The organism is Comamonas koreensis (genome assembly GCF_014076495.1).
In the GTDB taxonomy this organism is placed as follows: Bacteria; Pseudomonadota; Gammaproteobacteria; order Burkholderiales; family Burkholderiaceae_C; genus Comamonas; species Comamonas squillarum.
The window spans coordinates 1748595-1771892 of the sequence record NZ_CP043575.1; the positions used below are offsets into that span (position 1 = coordinate 1748595).

Annotated in this window: 21 protein-coding genes; 12 read left to right on the top strand and 9 right to left on the bottom strand. The window is 66.0% G+C overall.

What is annotated here, in order from left to right; translation table 11 throughout:
- Positions 1-25: 25 nt before the first annotated feature.
- The gene (locus tag F0Q04_RS07830; RefSeq protein WP_232539546.1) at positions 26-682 is read right to left on the bottom strand and encodes a tRNA-uridine aminocarboxypropyltransferase; all 657 of its coding nucleotides are present in this window, start codon (positions 680-682) and stop codon (positions 26-28) included.
- Between the two features lie 51 nt (positions 683-733).
- Between F0Q04_RS07830 and F0Q04_RS07835 the strand changes: the two genes are divergently transcribed.
- On the top strand, positions 734-2578 hold the full coding sequence (locus tag F0Q04_RS07835) for a chorismate-binding protein (protein WP_182345113.1): 1845 nt from the start codon (positions 734-736) through the stop codon (positions 2576-2578).
- 243 nt (positions 2579-2821) lie between these two features.
- The gene (locus tag F0Q04_RS07840; protein WP_116924912.1) at positions 2822-4390 is read left to right on the top strand and encodes a TerC family protein; all 1569 of its coding nucleotides are present in this window, start codon (positions 2822-2824) and stop codon (positions 4388-4390) included.
- Between the two features lie 117 nt (positions 4391-4507).
- Here F0Q04_RS07840 and F0Q04_RS07845 read toward each other — a convergent pair whose 3' ends face one another.
- From F0Q04_RS07845 to F0Q04_RS07855, 3 genes are all read right to left on the bottom strand, one after another.
- A complete protein-coding gene (locus F0Q04_RS07845) occupies positions 4508-4870 on the bottom strand; it encodes a 5-carboxymethyl-2-hydroxymuconate Delta-isomerase (RefSeq protein WP_116924726.1) in 363 nt (120 codons plus the stop codon).
- 70 nt (positions 4871-4940) lie between these two features.
- Positions 4941-5804: a segregation and condensation protein A gene (locus tag F0Q04_RS07850; protein WP_116924727.1), complete on the bottom strand. Its 864-nt coding sequence runs from the start codon at positions 5802-5804 to the stop codon at positions 4941-4943.
- A gap of 63 nt (positions 5805-5867) precedes the next feature.
- Entirely contained in the window at positions 5868-6074 is a 207-nt protein-coding gene (locus F0Q04_RS07855) for a DUF3460 family protein (protein ID WP_021026491.1), read from the bottom strand.
- A gap of 44 nt (positions 6075-6118) precedes the next feature.
- On the opposite strand from F0Q04_RS07855, the gene F0Q04_RS07860 reads away from it, so the two are divergent.
- Both F0Q04_RS07860 and F0Q04_RS07865 read left to right on the top strand, forming a co-directional pair.
- Entirely contained in the window at positions 6119-6613 is a 495-nt protein-coding gene (locus F0Q04_RS07860) for an outer membrane protein assembly factor BamE (RefSeq protein ID WP_116924728.1), read from the top strand.
- Between the two features lie 162 nt (positions 6614-6775).
- Complete coding sequence (locus F0Q04_RS07865; RefSeq protein ID WP_116924729.1) at positions 6776-7450, top strand: YitT family protein; 675 nt, start codon at positions 6776-6778, stop codon at positions 7448-7450.
- Positions 7451-7471: 21 nt separating this feature from the next.
- Here the strand turns inward: F0Q04_RS07865 and F0Q04_RS07870 are convergent, their stop codons facing one another.
- The 4 genes from F0Q04_RS07870 to F0Q04_RS07885 all read right to left on the bottom strand — a co-directional run bounded on the left by F0Q04_RS07870 (position 7472) and on the right by F0Q04_RS07885 (position 12056).
- The gene (locus F0Q04_RS07870; RefSeq protein WP_182345114.1) at positions 7472-7849 is read right to left on the bottom strand and encodes a hypothetical protein; all 378 of its coding nucleotides are present in this window, start codon (positions 7847-7849) and stop codon (positions 7472-7474) included.
- A gap of 5 nt (positions 7850-7854) precedes the next feature.
- Positions 7855-10005: a methionine--tRNA ligase gene (gene metG, locus F0Q04_RS07875; RefSeq protein ID WP_182345115.1), complete on the bottom strand. Its 2151-nt coding sequence runs from the start codon at positions 10003-10005 to the stop codon at positions 7855-7857.
- Between the two features lie 123 nt (positions 10006-10128).
- A complete protein-coding gene (locus F0Q04_RS07880; RefSeq protein WP_116924914.1) occupies positions 10129-11394 on the bottom strand; it encodes a patatin-like phospholipase family protein in 1266 nt (421 codons plus the stop codon).
- 83 nt (positions 11395-11477) lie between these two features.
- On the bottom strand, positions 11478-12056 hold the full coding sequence (locus tag F0Q04_RS07885) for a restriction endonuclease (RefSeq protein WP_116924731.1): 579 nt from the start codon (positions 12054-12056) through the stop codon (positions 11478-11480).
- 109 nt (positions 12057-12165) lie between these two features.
- Between F0Q04_RS07885 and apbC the strand changes: the two genes are divergently transcribed.
- The 4 genes from apbC (at position 12166) to F0Q04_RS07905 (ending at position 16925) form a co-directional block, all read left to right on the top strand.
- On the top strand, positions 12166-13257 hold the full coding sequence (gene apbC / locus F0Q04_RS07890; protein ID WP_116924732.1) for an iron-sulfur cluster carrier protein ApbC: 1092 nt from the start codon (positions 12166-12168) through the stop codon (positions 13255-13257).
- Positions 13257-14228, top strand: coding sequence for a LysR family transcriptional regulator (locus F0Q04_RS07895; protein ID WP_182345116.1), 972 nt, complete (start codon positions 13257-13259; stop codon positions 14226-14228). Before apbC ends, F0Q04_RS07895 begins: the two co-directional genes overlap by 1 nt.
- A 118-nt stretch (positions 14229-14346) precedes the next feature.
- Positions 14347-16638, top strand: a complete 2292-nt coding sequence (locus tag F0Q04_RS07900) for an FdhF/YdeP family oxidoreductase (RefSeq protein ID WP_182345117.1) — start codon at positions 14347-14349, stop codon at positions 16636-16638.
- On the top strand, positions 16638-16925 hold the full coding sequence (locus F0Q04_RS07905; RefSeq protein ID WP_133248069.1) for a hypothetical protein: 288 nt from the start codon (positions 16638-16640) through the stop codon (positions 16923-16925). The genes F0Q04_RS07900 and F0Q04_RS07905 overlap by 1 nt, the downstream gene beginning before the upstream one ends.
- Positions 16926-16956: 31 nt before the next feature.
- Here the strand turns inward: F0Q04_RS07905 and F0Q04_RS07910 are convergent, their stop codons facing one another.
- The gene (locus tag F0Q04_RS07910; protein ID WP_116924736.1) at positions 16957-17982 is read right to left on the bottom strand and encodes a sensor domain-containing diguanylate cyclase; all 1026 of its coding nucleotides are present in this window, start codon (positions 17980-17982) and stop codon (positions 16957-16959) included.
- A gap of 287 nt (positions 17983-18269) precedes the next feature.
- Between F0Q04_RS07910 and F0Q04_RS07915 the strand changes: the two genes are divergently transcribed.
- The 4 genes from F0Q04_RS07915 (at position 18270) to F0Q04_RS07930 (ending at position 23283) form a co-directional block, all read left to right on the top strand.
- Complete coding sequence (locus F0Q04_RS07915) at positions 18270-20786, top strand: ABC transporter permease (protein ID WP_116924737.1); 2517 nt, start codon at positions 18270-18272, stop codon at positions 20784-20786.
- Between the two features lie 108 nt (positions 20787-20894).
- Entirely contained in the window at positions 20895-21293 is a 399-nt protein-coding gene (locus F0Q04_RS07920; protein WP_116924738.1) for a group II truncated hemoglobin, read from the top strand.
- Between the two features lie 214 nt (positions 21294-21507).
- Positions 21508-22101, top strand: coding sequence for a LemA family protein (locus tag F0Q04_RS07925; RefSeq protein ID WP_116924739.1), 594 nt, complete (start codon positions 21508-21510; stop codon positions 22099-22101).
- 66 nt (positions 22102-22167) lie between these two features.
- The gene (locus tag F0Q04_RS07930) at positions 22168-23283 is read left to right on the top strand and encodes a M48 family metalloprotease (RefSeq protein WP_182345118.1); all 1116 of its coding nucleotides are present in this window, start codon (positions 22168-22170) and stop codon (positions 23281-23283) included.
- The last annotated feature ends 15 nt before the right edge of the window (positions 23284-23298 follow it).

A 23298-nucleotide genomic window follows, 5' to 3' on the forward strand; every position in this document is an offset into this window, starting at 1 on the left:
GCATTGTCGCCAGGGCGCCAATCGCTCAGTGTGCCGTGCGCAGGCGTTCGTATTGTGCGATCAGCCCGTCAAAGGACTGCTGCAGCGCCTGCAGCGGCGGCGCGCCACCGGGCCAGGCCTCCAGCTGCTGCAGCGCCAGCGCGGCGGCCTCCAGGGTCGACAATTGGCCCGCGCGCGGCGCCTTGCGGATGCGGTAGCCGGCCGGCCCGGTGTCCGTCAGCGCCAGGCGGGGCAACTGGGCCAGCAGCGGGTTGGCGTAAAGCATCTTGCGGCTTTTGCGCCAAGTGCCATCGATCAGTACCAGGCGCCGAATGCCTGCTGGCGCATCGCTGCCCGCCGCCGGGCTCAAGGCGGCGGGCTGGTCGGGCGTCTGGGGGTAGAGCAGCAGCGTTTGCTGCGGTGCCTGCGCGCCCGGCCAGGCGCCATGCAGCCATTGCTGCAGCTGCCCAGGGTCAAAGGCCTCGCCCACTACCAGCTGGCTGCCCGGCAGGCACAGGTGCAGCAGGCGCGCGGTGCCCTTGGCCTCTTGCAGCTCCAGCGGGTGTTGCAGGATCAGCACCTGGGTGGCAGCCTGCACCGGTTGCGCCAGCGCGCAGATGCAGGCGCTTAGCGGACGCAGGCAGTTGGGGCATTGGGCGCGGCGCGGGGCGGAGGGCACAGGTGTGGCGTGAGAAGCGGACAAGATGGCTATTGTGCTGCAAGGACAAGGCCAGGCCGCTATGCTGGCGCCCCTATGACAGCGCACAAGCCCTTTTCTGCCCGCATCGACATGGGCCAGCCTTTGTCTGGCGAACGGGAGAGCCTGCGCCTGAGCCTGACGGGTCCCGACCGCGTGCTGGAGGCGCAGGATGCGCCATCGTTGCGCGCCTTGCTGGATGCCGTGGAGCAGGCCGCGCGTGCTGGGGCCTGCTGCGTCGGTGGTCTGCGCTATGAGGCCGCCACCGCGCTGAACCCCTATCTGCCGACACAGGCCGCGCCCAGCGGCGAGCCCCTGGCCTGGTTTGCGGTGTGGGATGCGCCAGCTGCTGACATCGCGCAGCTGCCTGAGGCAGAGACGCATGCCGTGCAGGTGCAATGGCGCAGCACGCTCGCCCGCCCGCAGTTCGATATGCAGATGGCACGCATCCATGCCGATATCCGCGACGGCGCTTATTACCAGATCAACTACACCCAGCAGCTGCAAGGCGATAGCGCCTTGCCTGGCGGCGGCGATGTGGACGGCGCCGCGCTGTTTGCCGCGCTGCAGCAGGCCCAGCCCGGTGGCTATGCGCTGCATATCGACCGGGGTGAGGAGCAACTGCTGTCGGTGTCGCCCGAGCTGTTTTTCGACTGGCATCAGCCGGAGGCGGGCGCAGGCGACATCCTCACCCGCCCGATGAAGGGTACCGCCGCACGGGGCGCCAGCCCCGCGCAGGACGAGGCCCAGGCCCAGGCCTTGCGCGCATCGGCCAAGGAGCGCGCCGAGAACGTGATGGTGGTCGACCTGCTGCGCAATGATCTGGCGCGCATCGCCGAGCTGGGCAGTGTGCAGGTACCCCAGCTGTTTGCGCTGCAGGCCCTTCCCACCGTCTGGCAGATGACCTCGGACGTGCGTGCCCGCCTGCCCCAGGGCACCGGCCTGGTCGATGTGCTGCAGGCCTTGTTTCCCTGTGGCTCGGTCACCGGCGCGCCCAAGCGGGCGGCGATGCAGGCGATTGCTGTGTTGGAGACGGAGCCACGCGGCTGGTACTGTGGCGCGCTGGGCGTGGTGCGCTCCGATGGCGCAGAGGGCATACGCGCTACTTTCAATGTACCGATCCGCACCGTGGCCTTGCGCGGCACGCAACTGCAATGCGGTATTGGCAGCGGCATCACTGCCGATGCGACGGCCGACGGTGAGTGGCGCGAATGGATGCACAAGCGCGCTTTTCTGGAGCGGGCCAGCATGCCCTTTAGCCTGATCGAGACCTTGGCGCTGGACGGTGGCCAGCTGCGCCATGCCGCGCTGCACCTGGAGCGCATGGCCGCTGCGGCCGCGCATTTTGGCTACCGCTGGGATGCGGTGGCCGCGCAAGCGGCTTTGGACGCGCTGGCTGCATCCCACCCGCAAGGCCTGTGGCGCCTGCGCTTGCTGCTTGATGCCCAGGGCACTTTCCAGGCCGAAGCCTTTGCATGCCCGCCATCGCCCGCGCAGGTGGTGCTGCAATGGGCGCCTGCGCCACTGGCCGAGGCGCATGGCGAGTTTGTGCGCTTCAAGACCAGCCGCCGCGCGCACTATGAGCGCTGGGCGCCGCAGGACAGCAGCGTGTTCGACACCCTGCTGTGGAACGAGGCTGGCGAGATCACCGAGACCACCCGGGGCAATATCGCCATGCAACTCGATGGCCGCTGGGTCACCCCCGCGCTGCATTGCGGCTTGTTGCCCGGTGTAGGGCGCCGCCTGGCGCTGGAGGCGGGTCAGGTGGTGGAAGCGGTGGTAACACTGAGCGATGCGCCGCGTGTTGAGGCCTGGGCTTTTCTCAACAGCCTGCGCGGCTGGATACCGGCTCGGGTGTTGGGTGAGGCGCCGGTGGGGCCGCAGGCCGGAATGGCTGGCTGAGCCCGGCAAAAAGGCCGGTGCCTGCAGAATCACAGCATGTCGCCACCGTGACGAATGGGCCAGAGGCCCAGGGTTTTTTTGCCGCACGCTACCATGGAGGCTGTTTAGCAACCCTTCGGATTTTATGCCCGACAACCCGGACCCTGAGCCTCTCCCGTGTGCGACCACGCTGTCGCTGTTCTTTCGTTCTAGCCCCAGTACACCGCTGACGGTGTCTCTGCCCGTTGAAGGGAGCGCCGCATGATCGAGCTGCTCTCCGACCCGCAGATATGGATTGGTCTTCTCACCTTGGTGGTGCTGGAGATCGTTCTGGGCATCGACAATCTCATCTTTATCGCGATCCTGGCCGACAAGCTGCCGCCCCACCAGCGGGACAAGGCGCGTGTCATCGGCCTGTCGCTGGCCCTGGTGATGCGCCTGGGGCTGCTCACCGCCATCTCCTGGCTGGTCACGCTCACGCAACCGCTGTTTTCCGTCGGGCCGCTCAGTTTTTCGGGGCGCGACCTGATCTTGCTGCTGGGCGGTTTGTTCCTGCTGTTCAAGGCCACGACCGAGCTGCATGAGCGCATGGAAGGCGTGAGCATGAGCAAGTCCAGCAGCACGGTCTACGCCAGCTTCTCGGCCGTGGTCGCGCAGATCGTGGTGCTCGATGCGGTCTTCTCGCTCGACGCGGTAATCACGGCCGTGGGCATGGTCAACAACCTGGGCGTGATGATGGCAGCGGTCATCATCTCGATCGGTGTGATGCTGTTTGCCTCCAAGCCGCTGACCCGCTTTGTCAATGCGCACCCGACCATCGTCATTCTCTGCCTGAGCTTCCTGCTGATGATCGGCTTCAGCCTCGTGGCCGAAGGCCTGGGCTTCCATGTGCCCAAGGGCTATCTGTACGCCGCCATTGGTTTCTCGATCCTGATCGAGACCTTCAACCAGGTGTCCTCGCGCAACGCGATCCGCCATGAGCAGCGCGTGCCGCTGCGCGAGCGCACGGCCCTCAAGGTGTTGTCGCTGATGGCCGGGCGCAGTGGCAATGCCCAGGCCGAGCATGCGCAGGACGACCCGGCCGCCGCCGAGGCCGAGCTGACCTTTGCGCCCGAAGAGCGCATCATGGTGAGCGGCGTGCTGGCGCTGGCAGACCGCAAGGTGCGCTCGATCATGACGCCAGTCTCGGACGTGGACTGGGTTGATTTGGATGACGATGCCGAGGCCATCCAGCGCTCGCTCGCTGACAATCCGCACAGCCATTTGCCGGTGTGCCTGGGCCATGTGGACCAGCTCCAAGGGGTGGCGCGCGCCAAGGACATGCTGATGGACCTGATGCGGCATGGCGCCATCCAGCCGGCCACCATCCGCAAGCCGCTGATGGTGCCCGAGGGGGCTGGCGTCATCGCGCTGATCAACGACCTGCGCCAGTCCAAGGGCCATATGGTCATCGTGATCAACGAGTTCCATGTGATGAGCGGCGTGGTGACGCCCGTCGATGTGCTCGAGGCGATTGCCGGCGAGTTTCCCGACGAGGACGAGAGCTTCACGATCCAGGCGGTGGACGGGGAGCCCGACACCTGGATTGCCAGCGGCGCAGCCGATGTGCACATGGTGCAGCAGCTGCTGGGCTCCAGTGAGCTGGTGTCGTCGGCCGATGCCTTCACCACCTTGGGCGGGTTGCTCACCGAGTTCAACGGCGCGCTGCCCCAGCAAGGCGATGTGGTGGTGATCGATGGCTGGCAGTTTTCCGTCACCGAGGCCACCGATGGCGTGATGCGCAAGATCCGCATCGAGAAGGAAAACAAGGGCCAGATGCCTCTGGAGCACTGACCCCTGCGTAGGCGGCTGCCTGGCACCGCCTCTGCATGAATAAGGCCTGCCGTCTTCAGAGAGACGGCAGGCCTTTGTATTGGCGGTGCCGCGAAGCTCGCGGCCCCTGAAGGCTGCTTACAGCGTGCCCTTGTAGTACGCGCCCCGGTCCATGTCGACAATGTCCACGCTCAGCTGCACCAGCATGCCTTCGGGGTGGGGCGTGAACTCGCGCAGCACCGCGCCGATGCGGTCGGACAGGTCACGCTTGGCCTCGGGCGTGCGGCCGGCCAGCAGGCGCAGCTCGGCATGCACAAAGCCGCGCAGGGCGGTGGGGTCGGCGCCAATGACGAACTGCTCGGTGCGCACGGTGCGGCTCTTGAGGTCCTGCTCGTTCTGCACCTGGCCGCTGGCGATGACGGCGGCGTTGAGGGCATCGAGCAGATGGGCCTCGGGAAAGTTCTCCAGGTTGCTGGTGTATTCGATGACGAGATGCGGCATGGTGTGTCTCCGATGGAATAAAGGGCAGTGAAAAGGGGCTTGGGCAGCGGCTCGGTCCGATCCCGCCGTGCTAGACGGGCGTATAGGACAGCCGCACATAGATGGGCGCAAAGGCTTCTGCCTGGGTGATCTCGATCAGCGTTTCCTTGGCCAGCTCCAGCAGCGCGATGAAGGTCACCACCAGCACGGTGCTGCCTTTTTCCGGCTCGAAGATGTCCTCGAACTCAACAAAGCGCCGCCCTTGCAGTCGCTTGAGGATCGCGCTCATGTACTCGCGCACCGAGAGCTCCTCGCGGGTGATCTTGTGGGTCTGCACCAGCTTGGCGCGTTTGAGGATGTCGCGCCAGGCCTCTTGCAGCTCGGACATCTCCACATCGGGAAAGCGCGGCTGCAGCGCCTGCTCGATAAAGACCTGGGCCTTGATGAAGTCGCGCCCATACTGCGGCACGGCACCCAGGCCCTGGGCGGCGAGCTTCATCTGCTCGTACTCCAGCAGGCGGCGCACCAACTCGGCACGCGGGTCTTCGGCCTCTTCGCCCTCGGCCTGCTTTTTGGGCGGCAGCAGCATGCGCGACTTGATCTCGATCAGCATCGCGGCCATCAGCAGGTACTCGGCGGCCAGCTCCAGGTTGCGGCTGCGGATCTCGTCGACATAGCTCAGGTACTGGCGGGTGACGCTCAGCATCGGGATGTCGAGGATGTTGAAGTTCTGCTTGCGGATCAGGTAGAGCAGCAAGTCCAGCGGGCCTTCAAACGCCTCCAGGAACACCTCCAGCGCATCGGGCGGGATGTACAGGTCGGTGGGCATGGCAAACAGCGGCTCGCCGTAGAGCCGCGCGAGCGCGACCTGATCCACCACCTCGGGCATGGCGGCAGCCCCAGCGGCGGGGCGCACGTCGTCCTCAGCCTGGGTCAGGTTGCCGGGTGTTGCCATGCGCGGGGGCTATGCGGGATCGAAAGCCGCTGCGGGCCAGGCGGCCGGCAGCGGGCAGGGCGATCAATCGTGGTTGGTTTGGTACACGTAGGGCTTTTGCGCCACACGTGCGGTTTGGTACTCGGCTTGCTGCTGGCGGTCCAGATCCTTGTCCCAGAGCAGGGCACGGCCTTCGCGCTGGCCTTGTTCCAGCTCGGGCTTGTCGGCCTTGAGCTTGAGCAGGAACTGGGTGGTGTCGGATTGGTAGTCGGGGCGGCGGAAGAAAGACATAGCGTATATTTACCTCTTGTGCCTGGATTCTACCGAACCTGACCATGTCCTTCTTCACCAAGCTTGCAATCGCCACCTCTGCGCTGGCCGTTTCCGTGTTTTTGGCGGGCTGCGACCAGCAGCGCATCAAGGAACTGGAAGAGCACGTCTCCACCGAGCAGGACGTGCGCGACCGCTTTGGTGAGCCCAACCAGATCTGGGACGAGGCCGATGGCTCGCACACGCTGGAGTACACGCGCCAGCCCGCCGGTGCGCAGAACTACATGATCACCATTGGCACCGACGGCAAGATGAGCGCGCTGCGCCAGGTGCTGGCCCCTGCCTACTTTGCCAAGGTGCAGCCGGGCATGGATCAGCAGCAGATCCGCCGCCTGCTGGGCCAGCCGGCCAAGCGCACCAGCTATCCGCTGAAGAACGAGGCCGAATGGGACTGGGGCTGGATCGACCCGCCCAGCACCAAGATGCTGTTCACCGTGGTGTTCGACGCCCAGGGCAAGGTGCTGCGCAGCAACAGCACCCAGGTGGTGAATAGCCGCTGAGCGCTGCCTTCATTTGCACTGAAGGGCCCTGAACTGTTGCGGATATGCCTAACCGTAACGGGCTGAAACTCTTTAAAATTCGGGTTTATACCTAGCATTACCCATGCCAGGCAGCCCCGCGCACCACCCTTGTGCGGGCATGAAACTTGCTGTCAACCCGACATGTCCTCACCGCTATCCCGCCCTGATGGCCCCACGGCCCTGCCTGGCCCTGTCGCCGCTGCGCCCGCGTCGCTTGGCCCTGCGCTGCGCCATGGCCGCTTTGAAGATGCACAGGCGCTGTTCACCGGCTCGCTGTTTGTCTCGATCACACTGGGGCTGTTTGCGCAGGCCGGGCTGCTGACGGGCAGCACGGCAGGCTTGGCGTTCTTGCTGCACTACGCCACAGGCCTGCCGTTTGGCGCGATTTTCTTTGCGATCAATCTGCCCTTTTACTGGTTCGCCTGGACGCGCATGGGGCCGGAGTTCACGATCAAGACCTTTGTCTCGGTGGCGCTGCTGGCGCTGCTGGTCGATATCGGGCCGCGCTTTATCCATATCGATTACCTCAACCCGCTGTATGCCGCGATTGCCGGAGGCCTGTTGATGGGCACCGGTTGCCTCTTCCTGGCGCGCCACCGCTCCAGCCTGGGCGGCGCCACCATCGTGTCGCTCTACCTGCAGGACCGCTATGGCATCCGCGCCGGCAAGGTGCAGATGGTCATCGACTGCACGGTCGTGCTGCTGGCGCTGTGGGTCGTGCCCCTCGAGCGCGTGGCGTACTCGGTGCTGGCCGCCATCGTGATGAGCGTGTTCCTGTGGATCAGCCACCGGCCCGGGCGCTATGCCGGTAACTGACCCGGCCTGAGCCCGCGCCATTCAGGGCCCGCTGGGGATGGCTCTTTCTGGGGGCATGGCCGGTGGCGCTGGCTGTGTGGGTGCTGGCAGCGGCTGGGCCTGCTGCTGCGGCGGGAAGGTCTCGCCCGGCCTGGGCTCCCGGTAGCGCACGGTGATGCCGCTGTTGTCCTGCTCCTCGCCGGTGGCCATGTCATAGGCCTTGCCGACGCCTTTGCCCACCACCTTGGCCGTGCCCACAGCTGCATCGGCCGCCAGCCCCACGGCAGTGGCGGTCACGCTGACGGCAGCGGCGCCCACGGTCACCACGCTGCAGCCGCCCAGCAGCGATGCGCAGATGCAGTAAAAAGCCCCTGCGGCTAGGGAGCGCAGGGGCTTGCAGCGGGGGCGGTCAGCAGCCATGCAGATCAATGGATGCGCATGCCGGGCAGCGCGCCGGGGAAGGGCTCGAGCACATAGATGCCGGGGTGGGCCTTCTCATCGGCGTGGCTGGCGGCCAGCACCATGCCTTCGGAGATGCCGAACTTCATCTTGCGCGGCGCCAGGTTGGCCACCAGCACGGTGAGCTTGCCTTGCAGCTGCTCTGGCGTGTACATGCTGCTGATGCCGCTGAACACATTGCGCATCTTCGGCTGGCCGTCATCGCCCTTTTCGCCGACATCCAGGGTCAGCTGCAGCAGCTTGGTCGAGCCTTCGACGGCCTTGCATTCGACAATCTTGGCGATGCGCAGGTCGATGCGGGCAAAGTCGTCAATGCCGATGGTCTCGGCCAATGGCTCGCCGCCGGGGGCGTTCGGGTCCACCACGGCCTCGGCTTTTTTGTCTGCCTTCTTGGCCTTGGCAGGCGCTGCAGCGGCGGCGGCCTTTTCCTGGCTGGCAGGGGTCTCGAACAGCGCCTCGAGCTGCAAGGGGTCCACGCGTTGCATCAAATGCTGGTAGATGCCAATCTGGTGGCCGGCGCCCAGCGCCTTGTCTACGTCGCCAAATTGCTCGGGCGGCACGATCAGGAAGTTCGCCACTTCGGCGGCGACGCCCGGCAGCATCGGCTTGAGGTAGATGGTCAGGATGCGAAAGGCCTCGATGCAGACCGTGCACACGTCGTGCAGGCGCGCCTGCATGTCGTCCTTCTTGGCCAGCTCCCAGGGCTTGTTGGCATCGACATAGCTGTTGACCTTGTCGCACAGCAGCATGATCTCGCGCGCGGCGCGGGCGGTGTCGCGCACCTCGTAGGCGGCCACAATCGCCTCCTTTTGCGCGCGCAGCACGGCCAGCAGCTCCTGGCCATCAGCGCTCACTTCGCCCAGGCGGCCTTCAAAGCGTTTGCTGATAAAGCCAGCGGCGCGCGAGGCGATGTTCACGTACTTGCCGATCAGGTCGGAGTTGACGCGCAGCATGAAGTCTTCGGCAGTGAAGTCGATGTCCTCGTTCTTGCCATTGAGCTTGGCGCCCAGGTAGTAGCGCAGCCACTCGGGGTTCATCTTGAGGGCCAGGTACTTGAGTGGGTCCAGGCCCGTGCCCCGGCTCTTGCTCATCTTCTCGCCGTTGTTCACCGTCAGGAAGCCATGCACGCAGATCTTGGTCGGGGTCTTGCGGCCGCTGAACTTCAGCATCGCCGGCCAGAACAGGGTGTGGAAGGTGATGATGTCCTTGCCGATGAAGTGGTACTGCTCGAGCGCCGGGTCGGCCATGTAGGCGTCGTAGTCTTCGCCGCGCTGGGCCAGCAGGTTCTTGAGCGACGCCAGGTAGCCCACAGGCGCATCCAGCCAGACGTAGAAGTACTTGCCCGGCGCATCGGGGATCTCGATGCCGAAGTAGGGCGCATCGCGCGAGATGTCCCAGTCGTCCAGGCCTTCGCTGGTCGAGCCATCGGGGTTGGTGCGCACGCCAAACCATTCCTTGATCTTGGCGGCCACCTCGGGCTGCACATGCTGGCCGTCCTGGGTCCAGCTGGTCAGGAACTCGACCGCGCGCGGGTCGGACAGCTTGAAGAAGAAATGCTCCGAGCTCTTCATCACCGGCTTGGCACCAGACAGCGCCGAGTAGGGATTGATCAGATCGGTGGGCGCATACACCGAGCTGCAGACCTCGCAGTTGTCGCCGTACTGGTCCTTGGCGTGGCAGCGCGGGCATTCGCCCTTGATGAAGCGGTCAGGCAGGAACATGTTCTTCTCAGGGTCGAAGAACTGCTCGATGGTGCGCGTCTCGATAAAGCCGGCTTTTTTCAGGTCCAGGTAGATCTGCTTGGACAGCTCGTGGTTCTCGGGGCTGTCGGTATTGCTCCAGTTGTCAAAACCGATGTGGAAGCCGTCGAGGTACTGCTTGCGGCCGGCGGCGATGTCGGCCACAAACTGCTGGGGCGTCTTGCCGGCTTTTTCGGCGGCAATCATGATGGGCGCGCCATGGGCGTCATCAGCACCGACAAAGTTGACCGCATTGCCCTGCATTCGCTGCGCACGCACCCAGGTATCGGCCTGGATGTACTCCATGATGTGGCCGATGTGGAAGTTGCCGTTCGCATACGGCAGGGCGGTGGTGACGAAAATCTTTCGTTGAGACATAGGGTTGCGGAACTTTCTAATCACAGAGAGGACGCAGGCCAGCGGCCGTTGCGGATTCTGGTCACAGGCAGGGCGGCGCGCGGCCAGCCCTCGCGCCCGCGGGCGCTCCAGAACCGAGCAATTCTAGGCGCTTACGGGGCCAGCTGGCGCGACCAGGGGTTTGGCGGGGCCGGTGGGGCGGCTGCCCCAGCCAAAAAAGGCACAGACCTCGTCGCGCCGGGCCATGGTGTCGGCTCGGCCCAGCGCCATCAGTGCCCGGGTGTAGCCCGGCTCGAACAGCAAATAGCTGGCCAGTGCTGCGCTGCCCACGTTCTGGCTGTGCATGGACACGCCCATCGCGCCCAGCAGCGTGCGCACCGGCGTAGGGAGCTCTTGCAGGTGGGCCAGCGCCAAAGCGTCCAGCGACTGCGACGGCGTGATTACCAGCAGGTCCAGCGGACGCAAGGCACTGCGGGCGCGCTCGGCCTCGGGGATCAGGCTCAAGGTGTGGTTGATGCGCTGGGCCCGCTCCACATCGACCGACAGCGCATCGAGAAAGATGGTGGACAGGGCGTGGCCGGCCACCTGCGCGAGCGAGGGGTACGGCGGGTGTTCGCCCTGGGGCAGGTTCAGCACCTCGTGTGAGCGGCCGACGCCGACGACAACGATGCGCTGGGCGCCCAGGTGCACGGCTGGGGCGAGCGGCGCGGTCTGGCGCATCGCACCATCGCCCAGGTAGTTGTACTGGCCGCGCAGCATCAGCTCGGCGGGCGCAAAGATGAAGGGGATGGACGAGGAGGCCATCAGGTGCTGGTGGCTGATGCGGTCCTGGATGGCGCGGCGCTGCGTGCGCGACCAGGCGGGCACATGCGGGCCGGCTTCATAGAAGGTGATGTGCTCGCCTGTGGTGTAGCTCGATGCGGTGATCGCCAGCGCCGACAGCTTGCCGCTGTGCAGCAGGTGCGGGATTTTCTCCAGCGGCAGCTCGGCCTTGAGCAGCTCCAGGAGCGGCGCGTTGTCCAGCAGCGAGCGCGGTTTGCTATGGTGCCAGCGCGTCAGCGCCCAGCCCAGCGTCAACAGGCTCAGCCAGCGCGCGCCGCTGCGCATCACGCCAAAGGCATCGGCACGGTAGACCTGGCTGGTGGAGAAATTGCGCCACACCCGCGAGAGGCGCTGCACGGCCAGGTCGAAATGGTCAGCGCCGCAGGCAAGACCTGCGGCATTGATCGCGCCGGCCGAGGTGCCAACCGCGATGGGAAAGGGCGTTGGTTCATGGTCGGCCCCGGCGTTCTGGCGCAGGCGCGAGAGCGCCTGCAGCACTCCCACCTGGTAGGCGGCACGCGCGCCGCCGCCGGAGAGCACGATGGCGGTGGCGGCGGAATGGGGGCTGTAGTGCAGAGCGGGCGACATGGCCTGCACCATAGCCGAAACTGCAGGCCTTCGCCAAGCGGCCCTGTCGCTCAATCGCTACTGCGGGCGCAGGCGGTGCAGCATCAGCGCGCCGCGCCCTTTTTCAGCAAGGTCGCCAGCTCCAGATTCTGCAGCAGCACGATTTTTTGGTCACGGGCAAACAGGCGGGCATTGTCGCTCAGCTCGCCTTGCAGCAGCACATAGACGCTGGCGGCGCCGGCCTGGCTGGCCGCGTCATGCAGCGCGCGCAGCGGCTCGATGCCGTGCACGCCGGCCTTGCTGCGCTTGGTCTGCACCAGGGTCGTCTGGCCGTTGCGTGCCAGCTGCAGATCGGCCGCGCCTTGCTGCACGGGGGTGACAGCGTAGCCCTCGGCCTGCCAGGCGCGGCTGAGCCAGGCCTGCAGATCGCGGCTGGACATGGCGCCAGCTTGCGCGAGCAGCGCCTCGGTGGCCGCAGCGCTGGGCTGGCTCCACTGGCGCTTGGCGGCCATGGCGCCGATCACGAGGAAAGGCAGGCTGCCGGCAGCGCCGACAAAGCGGATGTCCTTGGGCAGCAGCGCCAGGCACAGCACCACGATGATGGCTCCGACCACCACACTGATCCACCACGACGAGCGCAGCAAGATTGCAAACACGGAGTTCTCGGCCATTTTCAGTTTCACGGGTGCAGGTCTTTCAAGAGGTGCAGGGGCAAAAGCCCAGATTGTCGCTGGTTCGCAAGGGCAAGCGCGGTTCGCTAGACTTATTGCTGTCTCAGGAATAGAAAACACGATGACAGTGACCGAACCAACGATACTGGCCGCGCTGGCCAGTGTTCAAGACCCGCATACGGGCAAAGATTTTGTCAGCACGCGTGCCGTGCGCAACCTCCAGATCAACGGTGGCGACGTCGCCTTTGAGGTGGAGATGGGCTATCCAGCCAAAAGCCTGGTGCCGCAGCTGCGCAGCCAGTTCGTGGCCGCTGCCAAGACGGTGCCGGGCGTGGATAACGTCTCGGTGAGCATCAGCAACAAGGTGATCTCGCATGCGGTGCAGCGCGGTGTGCCGCTGATACCGGGCGTCAAGAACATCATTGCGGTGGCATCGGGCAAGGGCGGCGTGGGCAAGAGCACTACCACCGCCAACCTGGCGCTGGCCCTGGCGGCCGAGGGCGCCAGCGTCGGCGTGCTGGACGCCGATATCTACGGCCCCAGCCAGACCATGATGATGGGCGTGGACGGCAAGCCCGAGAGCAGCGATGGCAAGACCATGGAGCCCAAGCTCAACCATGGCGTGCAGGTGATGTCGATCGGCCTCTTGGTCGACCAGGACCAGGCGATGATCTGGCGCGGGCCGATGGCCGTGCAGGCGCTCGAGCAAATGCTGCGCCAGACCAACTGGGCTGGGCTCGACTACCTGTTGATCGACATGCCACCGGGCACCGGTGACATCCAGCTGACCTTGAGCCAGCGCGTGCCGTTGACCGGCGCGGTGATCGTCACCACCCCACAGGACATTGCCTTGCTCGACGCGCGCAAGGGCATCAAGATGTTCGAGAAGGTGGGCGTGCCGATCCTCGGCGTGATCGAGAACATGGCCATGCATGTCTGCACGAACTGCGGCCATGTGGAGCATATCTTTGGCGCCGATGGCGGCAAGCACATGGCAGCCGATTACAAGCTGGACTACCTGGGCGCGCTGCCGCTGTCGATGCAGATCCGCGAGCAGGCCGACAGCGGCACCCCCACCGTAGTGGCCGCGCCCGACAGCGAAGTGGCCGCCATCTACCGGCAGGTGGCGCGCAGCATTGCGGTCAAGATTGCGCAGCAGGCCAAGGATTTCTCGTCGAAGTTCCCGACGATCTCCGTGAGCAGCAACACCTGATGAACCTGCTCGCTGCCATGCGCTACCTGGCCGCGCTCCATGCGCATGGCCATTTCGCGCGGGCAGCCCAAGCCTGCCACATCACCCAGCCGGCGCTGTCCAATGCGCTGCGCGCGCTGGAGGCCGAGTTTGGCGTGGCCATCGTGCGCCGGGGCCGGGTGTTTGCCGGCTTTACGCCCGAGGGCGAGCAGGTACTGCAAACCGGGCTGGAGATGCTGCAAAGCGAGGCGCGCCTGCGCCAGCGCCTCTCGGCCCAGGCGGGGCAGTTGCAAGGGCAGCTGCGCATGGCGGCCGTGCCCACGGCCATGCCAATGCTGCTGCGCTTTGCCAGTCTGCTGCGCCAGCAGCACCCGGGCCTGGTGCCGGCGCTGCATGCGATGAGCTCGCCCGACATCGAGCGCGGCCTCGAAGAGCTGAGCCTGGACCTGGCGCTGGGCTACAGCGACCGCATCCGCCGCCCACGCACCCACTGCGCGCCCCAGTACCAGGAGCACTACTACCTGCTGCAGTCCGCGCCAGCACCAGCCTGCGTGGCCGATACCCTGCATGCGGCCGAGCCCTACACCTGGGTGCAGGCTGCGCAGCAGCCGCTGTGTCTGCTGACCCCCGATATGCACAACCGCCAGATCGTGGAGCGCAGCTTTTTGGCCGTCGGCGTGCTAGTGCAGGCGGCGATGGAGACCAACTCGGTCCAGGCCTTGCTGCAGGCGGTGGGCGAGGGCCAGATGGCCAGCATCGTGCCCGGGGCGGTGCTGGCGACCGTGCGCCATACACCAGGTCTGCGCGCCTGGCCTCTGGTGGAGCCAGTCGTCGAGAGCGAAGTCGGCTTTCTCTACCAGCAATCCCAGCAGGCGATGCCCGCTATGGAGGCGGCGCGCGCGCTGATGGCGCTGGATGAATGGCAGCAGCAATGCCTGCAGCATGCCGGGGCTTTGCAGGCCTTGGCAGCTGCGCCGCCACCCCAGCCATAGTTTGTCGAATGCCGGCATTGCCGCATTGAATTTGACGGCCAGCGGGCAGCGGGTTGAAATGCAGGGCTGAGAACGTGTTCACGATCTCTACGCAGCCGCGTTCTAACCAGTCCCTGCCATGCAAGAACAGAAAATCGCCTTCTACAAAGGCCCAGCCGGTGGCTGGGGCGCTTTGAACAGTGTCAAGAACACGCTGCTGCACCACGACATCGCGCTCAAGGGTGCCAAAACGCTGCTGTCGGCCAACCAGCCCGATGGCTTTGACTGCCCGGGCTGCGCCTGGCCCGACCGCAACCATGCATCGACCTTCGAGTTCTGCGAGAACGGCGTCAAGGCCGTCGCCGCCGAGGCCACGGCCCGGCGTGCGGGCCCCGAGCTGTTTGCCCGCTACAGCGTGCGCGAGCTGGCCCAGCACAGCGACTTTTGGTTGGAGGACCAGGGCCGGCTGACGCATCCGATGGTCTATGACGCGGCCAGCGACCACTACCTGCCCATTGCCTGGGACGATGCCTTTGCGCTGATTGCCCAGCACCTGAACGCGCTGCCCAGCCCGGACCAGGCGGTGTTCTACACCTCCGGTAGGGCGAGCAACGAGGCGGCTTTTCTCTACCAGCTGTTTGTGCGCGAATACGGCACCAACAATTTCCCCGATTGCTCGAACATGTGCCACGAGCCCAGTGGCTCGGCGATGCGCGAGCAGATCGGCGTGGGCAAGGGCACGGTGACCCTGGACGATTTTGAACAGGCCGATGCGATCTTCATCTTTGGCCAGAACCCGGGCACCAACCACCCGCGCATGCTGGGCGAATTGCGCGAGGCGCACAAGCGCGGCGCGCGCATTGTCAGCTTCAACCCCTTGCGCGAGCGTGGGCTGGAGCGCTTTGCCGATCCGCAGGACAAACTGGAGATGGCGACCCTGGGCTCCAGCCCCATCAGCACGCACTATTTTCAGCTGCGTGTGGGCGGCGATCTGGCAGCGCTGCGTGGCATGCTCAAGCATGTGCTGGAGCAGGAGGCGGCGCGGGGCGGCGTGCTCGACCATGCGTTTATCGCCGCGCACACCACCGGTTTTGAGACGATGGCGCAAAGTCTGCAGGCTGAAGACTGGGCGCTGCTGGTGCAGGAATCGGGCCTGAGCGAAGCGCAGATGCGGGCGGCGGCTGATGTCTACCTGGGCGCGGACAAGGTGATTGCCTGCTGGGGCATGGGCATTACCCAGCATGCGCATTCGGTGGCCACCATCCAGATGATTTTGAACCTGCTGCTGCTGCGCGGCCATATCGGCCGGCCAGGAGCGGGGCCGTGCCCGGTGCGCGGCCACAGCAATGTGCAGGGCGACCGCAGCATGGGCATTTGGGAAAAGCCGCCGGCGGCCTTGCTCGACCGGCTGCAGGAGGTCTATGGCTTTGCGCCGCCCCGCGCCCACGGCATGGACACGGTGGACGCCATTGCCAGCATGCGCGATGGCCTGGCCCAGGTGTTTTTTGCGCTGGGGGGCAATTTTGCCGCCGCCACGCCCGATACCTATGAAACCTGGAAAGGCCTGCAGCGCTGCGCGCTGACCGTGCAGGTCACCACCAAGCTCAACCGCAGCCATGTGGTCCATGGCCGCGAGGCCTTGCTGCTGCCCTGCCTGGGCCGCACCGAGATCGATCTGCAAAACGGCCAGCCCCAGGGCGTGACGGTCGAGGATTCGATGAGCATGGTGCACCTGTCGATGGGCATGAACCCGCCCGCCTCGGCCCATCTGCTGTCCGAGCCGGCGATTGTGGCGCGCCTGGCCCATGCCACCTTGGGCGCGCGCAGCCGGGTGGACTGGCTGGCGCTGGCCGCCGACTACGCGCTGATCCGCGACGAGATCGCCAAGGTCTTCCCCGATTTTGCCGACTTCAATCAGCGGGTGGCCGTGCCCGGTGGCTTTCGGCTGCGCAACACCGCCAGCGAGCGCATCTGGGCCACGGCCAGCGGCAAGGCCAGCTTCCACGCCCATGCGGTGCCGGTCGATACCCCCACGCACCGGGCGCGTGTGCGGCTGCGTGACCAGCAGGTGTTTACCTTGCTGACCACCCGCTCGCACGACCAGTACAACACCACCATCTATGGCATGGACGACCGCTACCGGGGCGTGTTTGGCCAGCGCCGGGTGGTGTTCATCCATGCCGATGACATCCGCGCGCTGGGCCTGGCCGATGGGGACTGGGTGAATATCCGCACCGTTTGGGACGACGGCCAGCAGCGCTGTGTCGAGGGCTTCAAGCTGGTGGCCTATGACATTCCGCGCGGTAACCTGGCTGCCTACTACCCGGAGACCAATCCGCTGGTGCCGCTGTCGGCCGTGGCGGCCCATGCCGGCACGCCCACCTCCAAATCGATCCCCGTGGTGCTCGAGCCCGGCCAAGCACCGCAGTGATGGGGACGTTGAGCACCGCCCCGGCCCTCTCGCCGCTGGCGCAGCATCTGCTGACGGCTTTGGCGCAAGAGCAGGCCCGCACCGGGCAGGCGGTACCGCTGGTGCGCATCGCCAAGCGCCTGGATGCCCCTGCCAGCAGCCTGCTGCGCGAGCTGGCGATGCTCAACCTGCTGTTGGAGCAGGCCCAGCAGCCTGCCTGGGTGCTTGCCCAGGCGGTGGATGGGCGCTGGATGCTGGCGCTGACGGCGGCCGGCGCAGCGGCTGCGGCGCAGATCGGCGAGGCTTGATCGCCGCCTCAGGGTTTGCTGAGGCGTTGGATCAAGCGGCGACCGGATGGCGGGCTTTACGCGCCTGCTTGGTCTGGTACATGGCCAGATCGGCCTGCTGCAACGCGGTATCGGCATGGGTGCCCGGCGTGACGGCCACCAGGCCCACACTGGCGCCGGTGTAGTTCAGGCTCACGCCCTGGCCCAGGCACAGCGACTCGGCCCGGGTGCTGGCAAACAGGCGCGCCTGTGTCTCGCTCAAAGCCGGCGCAATTGGCTCATGCAGGTGGGGGCCCAGCCCGGCAAAAACGAACTCATCGCCGCCCTGGCGGGCGATCAGGTCCGAGCCGCGCATCGCCTGGCGCATCTGCTCGGACAGCAGCTGCAAGAAGCGGTCGCCCGCTTCATGGCCATAGCCGTCGTTGATGGCCTTGAAGCCATCCATGTCGATCATGCCCACGAGCACATAGCGCTCCTGGCGGCGGGCAATGGCCTGCAGCTGGTCGAGCTGCTCGATCAGTGCGCGGCGGTTGGGCAGGCCGGTCAGCGCATCGGTGCGCGCCAGGCGCTGCAGCTCTTCGTTTTGCACCTGGATCTGCACGAGCAGCTGCTCGCGCTCGACCTGCTGGCCCAGGAACTGGGCAAACAGGCGCATCACATCCCGTGTCTCGGGCAGCAGCGGTTTGCGCGATGCACTGGCGCCGCACAGGGTGCCGTAGAGCATGCCATCGGACAGGTGCACCGGCGTGCTGGCATAGGTCTGGATGCCCAGCGCCTGCGCGGCCTGCGAGTCGCCCCAGAGGTGGCTGACATCGTCGGTGTAGAGGCAGTTCTCATCGATGGCGCGTTTGCACAAGGTGTCTTCCCAAGGCACGCTCAGGTTCTCGGGAATCTGCAGGCTTTGGGTATTGCGCGCGAACAGCACCTGCTGGACACGCTGGCCCAGGTCAATGCGTGTGAGGTAGGTGGATTCCAGACTGGTGACTTTTTGCAGCATCTCCAGCAGGGGGCGCGTCAGCTCCTCCAGACTGCGAGCTTTAGCAAACGTCTGGCCCAATTGTGAAATCAAGGCATTCATAGGATGGCTCGTTGGGAGATTGTTGTTTCATATCGTAACTCGCAATCGACTGCTTGGGGATGATCTCTTTCAATGGGGCCGGTAGGGTGCGTCTACAAAATCTGCTGGCACGGGTCTGCAGGGGGCAGGGTAGGTGTTGTGCCAGCGTAGGCAGTGGTGCTTCGGGCAAGCGCTTTTGCCACTTTGACTCTGCTTGCAGCATGCCCCTTGGTGGCGGTGGCGGCCGCCGGGCTGCGGGGAAATCCGGCAAGGGCTGGGGGTAAACGCGCATCAGTTATGTTTGCTGCATGAAACACAACTTTTTTGCGTTGGGCTGGCGCCAATTGCTGCGCGACTGGCGTGCCGGTGAGCTGCGGCTTTTGTTGGTTGCGGTGGCGCTGGCGGTGGCCGCGCTGACCTCGGTGAGCTTTTTCTCGGACCGCCTCCAAGCGGGGCTGCAGCGCGATGCCAGCCAGCTGCTGGGCGGCGACGTCGTGGTGGTGAGCGACAACAGCACGCCAGCGGCCTTTGCCGACAAGGCCCGGTCGCTGGGTTTGCAGGGCGTGACGACAGTCACCTTCCCGACGATGGCGCGCTCGGACGATGCCGATGGCGGTGAATCGCGCCTGGTGGGCCTCAAGGCGGTGCAGGCCGGTTATCCGCTGCGCGGCAGTCTGCGCACGGCCGCCGCTGCCGGCCAGCCCGATGCGCCGACCCGCGACATTCCAGCGCGCGGCGAAGTCTGGGTGGACCCGAGCCTGATCGAGGCGCTGGGCCTCAAGACCGGCTCGGTGCTGTGGCTGGGCGACAAGCGCTTCACCATTGGCCGCGTGCTGACGATCGAGCCGGACCGGGGCGCCGGCTTTCTGGGCTTTTCTCCGCGCGTGATGCTGGACTGGAGCGACCTGGCCGCGACCGGCCTGGTGCAGCCGGCCAGCCGCTTGCTCTACCGCTTTGCCGTCGCCGGTGAGCCCGCTGCAGCGGCGCAGTTTTTGCAATGGTCCGAGACCGAAGTGGCCCAGCCCCACAGCCATGGCGTGCGCATCGAGTCGCTGCAAAGCGGCCGGCCCGAGATGGAGCAAACCCTCGAGCGCGCGCAGAAGTTCCTGAACCTGGTGGCCTTGCTGGCCGCGCTGCTGTCGGCGGTGGCCGTGGCCTTGGCCGCCCGCACCTTTGCCAGCGCCCACCTCAATGGCGCGGCATTGCTGCGCGTGCTGGGCCTGGCCCAGCGCGCCATTGCCGGCGCCTATGTGGTCGAGTTTGTCATCATCGGTCTGGCCGCCAGCCTGCTGGGCGTGGCGCTGGGCTATGCGATGCACTATTTGTTTGTCTGGCTGATGGCCGGCCTGCTGGCCGTCACCTTGCCCGCTGCCAGCGGCTGGCCCCTGGTGCTGGGCGTGGGCATGGGCATGACCTTGCTGCTGGCCTTTGGCCTGCCCCCTGTGCTGCAGCTGGCCCAGGTGCCGCCGCTGCGCGTGCTGCGCCGTGATCTGGGTGCGCTGCGCCCGGCCTCGGCCTCGGTGCTGCTGCTGGGGGTACTGGGCTTTGCGGCGATGCTGCTGCTGGTCAGCGGGGATGCCAAGCTTGGTGGTATTGCGGTGGGCGGTTTTGCGATGGCGATCGTGGTGTTTGGCCTCTTGAGTGCTGCGGCCATCACGCTGCTGCGGCGCATGGTCAATGAGCGCACGGCGCCGCGCTGGTTGCTGCTGGCCACGCGCCAGGTCGCCGCCCGGCCCTGGTTTGCCGTGGTGCAGGTCAGCAGCCTGGCGGTGGGCCTGATGGCGCTGGTGCTGCTGGTGCTGCTGCGCACCGACCTGATCCAGACCTGGCGCCAGACCACGCCGCCCGATGCGATGAACCGCTTTGTCATCAACATCCTGCCCGACCAGGCCGATGCCTTCCAGCAGCGCCTGCGCCAGGCCGGCATCGACAAATGGGACTGGTACCCGATGGTTCGCGGCCGCCTCATCCAGATCAATGGCAAGGATGTGGGGCCGGGCGACTACAGCGAAGACCGCGCCAAGCGCCTGGTCGACCGCGAGTTCAATATCTCCCACAGCGATGTGCTGCAGGAGCACAACCAGATCGTGCAGGGCCAGTGGACCCCAGGCGAGGCGGGGGGCGTCAGTGTCGAAGAGGGCATTGCCCAGACGCTGGGCCTGAAGATGGGCGACCGCCTGCTGTTTGACATGGGCGGCGTGCAGCACGAGAGCACGATCACCAGCCTGCGCAAGGTGGACTGGGGCTCGATGCGCGCGAATTTCTTTGTCATGTACCCGGTCGCGCAGATGAACGATGTGGCCGTCACCTACCTGGCCGCCTACCGCGCGCCCGATACGGCGGGCTTTGACAATGGCCTGGTGCGCGAGTTTCCCAACATCACCAATGTGGACCTGCGCGCCACGGTCGCCCAGCTCCAGCAGGTGCTCAACCAGGTGATCCGCGCGGTGGAGTTCCTGTTTGGGTTTACCTTGGCCGCGGGCCTGGTGGTGCTGTTTGCCGCGATCACCGCCACGCGCGAGGAGCGCGCCCGCGAGTACGCGATCATGCGGGCCGTGGGCGCGCGCAGCCAGTTGCTCCAGCAGGTGCAGCGCGCCGAGCTGGCCGGTGTGGGCCTGCTCGCCGGTGTGCTGGCCAGCGTGGTGGCCATGGCCATTGGCTGGGCGCTGGCCCAGTTTGTGTTTGACTTTGCCTGGGTGCCGCGCTGGTGGGTGCCGCTCGCTGGCGGCGCCTGTGGCGCCTTGCTGGCGCTGGTGGCCGGCTGGTGGGGCCTGCGCGAGGTGCTGCGCCGCCCGGTCGTCGTGACCTTGCGCGAAGCGGTGTGAATGCCGCGCCATAGAGCGGTAATATCGCGGGTGGCAGGACCGTGGGCGCTGTGCAGGCGCAGCGCCCGCTGCCTGATCCTCTGCCCCTGCGTACCCTGAGAGCCCTCTATGCACATCGAAGAAAAGCCCCCGTTTGACACCCCTTTTGACTGGATAGGCGGCGAGAGCCAGGTGCGGGCGCTGGTGGACCGCTTCTATGACCTGATGGACCTGGAGCCCGGCTACAAGGAGTTGCGTGACGCCCATGGCAGCACTTTGCAGGATGCGCGCGACAAGCTGTTCTGGTTTCTCTGCGGCTGGCTGGGCGGCCCTGACCATTACCAGCAGCGCTTTGGCCACCCGCGCCTGCGCATGCGCCATATGCCGTTTTCGATCGGCATTCTGGAGCGCGACCAGTGGCTGGCCTGCATGGACCAGGCGATGGGCGATGTCGGCGTCGATGAGAAACTGCGCAGCCGCCTGGGCCAGAGCTTTTTCCAGACTGCGGACTGGATGCGCAACCGCTGACTCCAGCCCGAGCCGCTGGTGGGTTGCGCAGGCATTCTGTGCAGCGCCCCGTCTGCGGCGGGAGGCTTGCCGCCCATTACCTGATTTCTTGACTTCTGTCATGCACCAGGTTCGCAAAATGCAACGTCCACGCTGGTTTGCATTCCCTATGGGGGCGCCGCAGCGCTTTGGCCCATAATCAAGCCACTAAAAACGATGAGGGTGGATGAGGGTTATGAATACCAATTTGATGGTGGTCTCGGCGGTGGTTGCTGCCTTGCTGGTCTGGGGCGTGCTGGTCTACAACCGCTTGATGGCCTTGCGCAACCGCACCAGCAATGCCTTGGCGCAAATCGATGTGCAGCTCAAGCGCCGCTACGACCTGGTGCCCAACCTGGTGGCGGTGGCCAAGAAATACCTGGAGCACGAGTCCCAGACCTTGGAGGCCGTGATCCGCGCGCGCGGCCAGGCGCAGGCTGCAGCCAGTGCGCTGCGCGCAGCCCCTGGTAAACCCGAGGTGGCGGACGCCATGGTGGCCGCGGAAGGGGCGCTGGGCGGTGCCCTGGGCCGCTTGATGGTGCTGACCGAGAGCTACCCGGACCTCAAGGCCGATGACACGATGCGCTCGCTCAGCGAAGAGCTGGGCAGCACCGAAAACCGCATTGGCTATGCGCGCCAGGCCTATAACGACCAGGTGCTGGCGTTCAACAACGCTTCGCGCGCCTTCCCGGCGATTGTGGTGGCCTCGATGCTGGGCTTTCATGCGATGCCGATGCTGCAGTCCACGCAAAATGCCCAGGAGCGCGACACCGTCCGCGTGCAGTTCTGAGCCGATGAAGGCCGCAGCCCGCGACCATGGCCACGCGCTGCGCGGTGAGCCTGCAGCGGCGCAGCCATGAACTTCTGGGATTTCCAAGCCAGCGCACGGCGCCGCACCTGGGGCCTGGTGGCCGCTTTTGCGCTGCTGGTGCTGGGCATTGCGGTGGGCGTGCACCTGGTGCTGGCGCTGGTGTTCTGGACGCCGGCGCTGGTCGCAGTGCTCTTCAGCCAACTGCGGCTGGAACAGGTCGCAGTGCATTACCCGGCCGGCTTTCTGGCCACCAATATCGGCATCGTCAGCCTGATGGTGCTGGGCGGCGCCTGGATCAAGCGCAGCAATCTGCTCCAGGGCGGCCTGCACCTGGCTAGGCAGCTGGGCGCGCGCGAACTGCGCCCATCGGTGTCTCATGCCGAGCAGCAGTACCAGAACATTGTCGATGAGCTGTGCATTGCCGCCGGTGCCCAGCGGCCCCAGGCCATGGTGCTGCCACGCGACCGCTCGCTCAATGCCTTTGCCGCTGCCTGGGAGGCCGAGGATGCGGTGATCGTGGTGTCCATGGGCGCGCTGGAATACCTCAGCCGCGATGAGCTCAAGGGCGTGGTAGCGCATGAGCTGTCCCATCTGCACGAGGGCGATACGCGGCTCAACATGGAGTTGGCCGGCTATGTGTTCGGGCTGGAGATGCTGTTCAACTATGGGCGCGACTGGGTCGAGCGCGGCGTGTCGCTGTTTGGCCGGCCGCTGATGGCCGTGGGCTGGCTGGGCTGGTTGGCGGCGCAGGCGCTCAAGGCTGCCGTATCGCGCCAGCGCGAATACCTGGCCGATGCCCGCGCCGTGCAGTGGACCCGCAATCCCGATGGGCTGGGCCGCGTGCTGCGCAAGGCGCTGTGGCAGCAGGACTACCCGTTGCAGGCCGATGCCCTGCAGCCCCGTGGCGGCGCAGCCGGGGCCTATTCGCCGCTTGTGGAGCACATGCTGCTGCTGGAGGTGCACAGCATCGAAGAGATGCATGACTTCTGGCACCTGGGCGGCGCGCGCTGGCTGGCCAGCCACCCCAGCCTGGAAGCGCGGATCGCCCGCATCTATGGCGAAGACGAAGCGCGCGAGGCGCTGCCGCTGCAGGACCCGGACCAGCGCTGGGTAAACCCTTTCAGCGCTCCCTTGCCGCAGGGCAAGCCCGGGGCTTCTTAAGGCCTGTCAATCAGC

Bases quoted from the DNA above. Each gene is read 5' to 3' on its own strand.
- F0Q04_RS07895 (WP_182345116.1), top strand. From the start codon at position 13,257: ATGAACCTGCTCGCTGCCATGCGCTACCTGGCCGCGCTCCATGCGCAT.
- F0Q04_RS07930 (WP_182345118.1), top strand. From the start codon at position 22,168: ATGAACTTCTGGGATTTCCAAGCCAGCGCACGGCGCCGCACCTGGGGC.
- F0Q04_RS07850 (WP_116924727.1), bottom strand. From the start codon at position 5,804: ATGGCAACACCCGGCAACCTGACCCAGGCTGAGGACGACGTGCGCCCC.
- F0Q04_RS07925 (WP_116924739.1), top strand. From the start codon at position 21,508: ATGAATACCAATTTGATGGTGGTCTCGGCGGTGGTTGCTGCCTTGCTG.
- metG (WP_182345115.1), bottom strand. From the start codon at position 10,005: ATGTCTCAACGAAAGATTTTCGTCACCACCGCCCTGCCGTATGCGAAC.
- apbC (WP_116924732.1), top strand. From the start codon at position 12,166: ATGACAGTGACCGAACCAACGATACTGGCCGCGCTGGCCAGTGTTCAA.
- F0Q04_RS07860 (WP_116924728.1), top strand. From the start codon at position 6,119: ATGTCCTTCTTCACCAAGCTTGCAATCGCCACCTCTGCGCTGGCCGTT.
- F0Q04_RS07855 (WP_021026491.1), bottom strand. From the start codon at position 6,074: ATGTCTTTCTTCCGCCGCCCCGACTACCAATCCGACACCACCCAGTTC.
- F0Q04_RS07870 (WP_182345114.1), bottom strand. From the start codon at position 7,849: ATGGCTGCTGACCGCCCCCGCTGCAAGCCCCTGCGCTCCCTAGCCGCA.
- F0Q04_RS07920 (WP_116924738.1), top strand. From the start codon at position 20,895: ATGCACATCGAAGAAAAGCCCCCGTTTGACACCCCTTTTGACTGGATA.
- F0Q04_RS07845 (WP_116924726.1), bottom strand. From the start codon at position 4,870: ATGCCGCATCTCGTCATCGAATACACCAGCAACCTGGAGAACTTTCCC.
- F0Q04_RS07910 (WP_116924736.1), bottom strand. From the start codon at position 17,982: ATGAATGCCTTGATTTCACAATTGGGCCAGACGTTTGCTAAAGCTCGC.
- F0Q04_RS07835 (WP_182345113.1), top strand. From the start codon at position 734: ATGACAGCGCACAAGCCCTTTTCTGCCCGCATCGACATGGGCCAGCCT.
- F0Q04_RS07915 (WP_116924737.1), top strand. From the start codon at position 18,270: ATGAAACACAACTTTTTTGCGTTGGGCTGGCGCCAATTGCTGCGCGAC.
- F0Q04_RS07900 (WP_182345117.1), top strand. From the start codon at position 14,347: ATGCAAGAACAGAAAATCGCCTTCTACAAAGGCCCAGCCGGTGGCTGG.
- F0Q04_RS07865 (WP_116924729.1), top strand. From the start codon at position 6,776: ATGTCCTCACCGCTATCCCGCCCTGATGGCCCCACGGCCCTGCCTGGC.
- F0Q04_RS07905 (WP_133248069.1), top strand. From the start codon at position 16,638: ATGGGGACGTTGAGCACCGCCCCGGCCCTCTCGCCGCTGGCGCAGCAT.
- F0Q04_RS07880 (WP_116924914.1), bottom strand. From the start codon at position 11,394: ATGTCGCCCGCTCTGCACTACAGCCCCCATTCCGCCGCCACCGCCATC.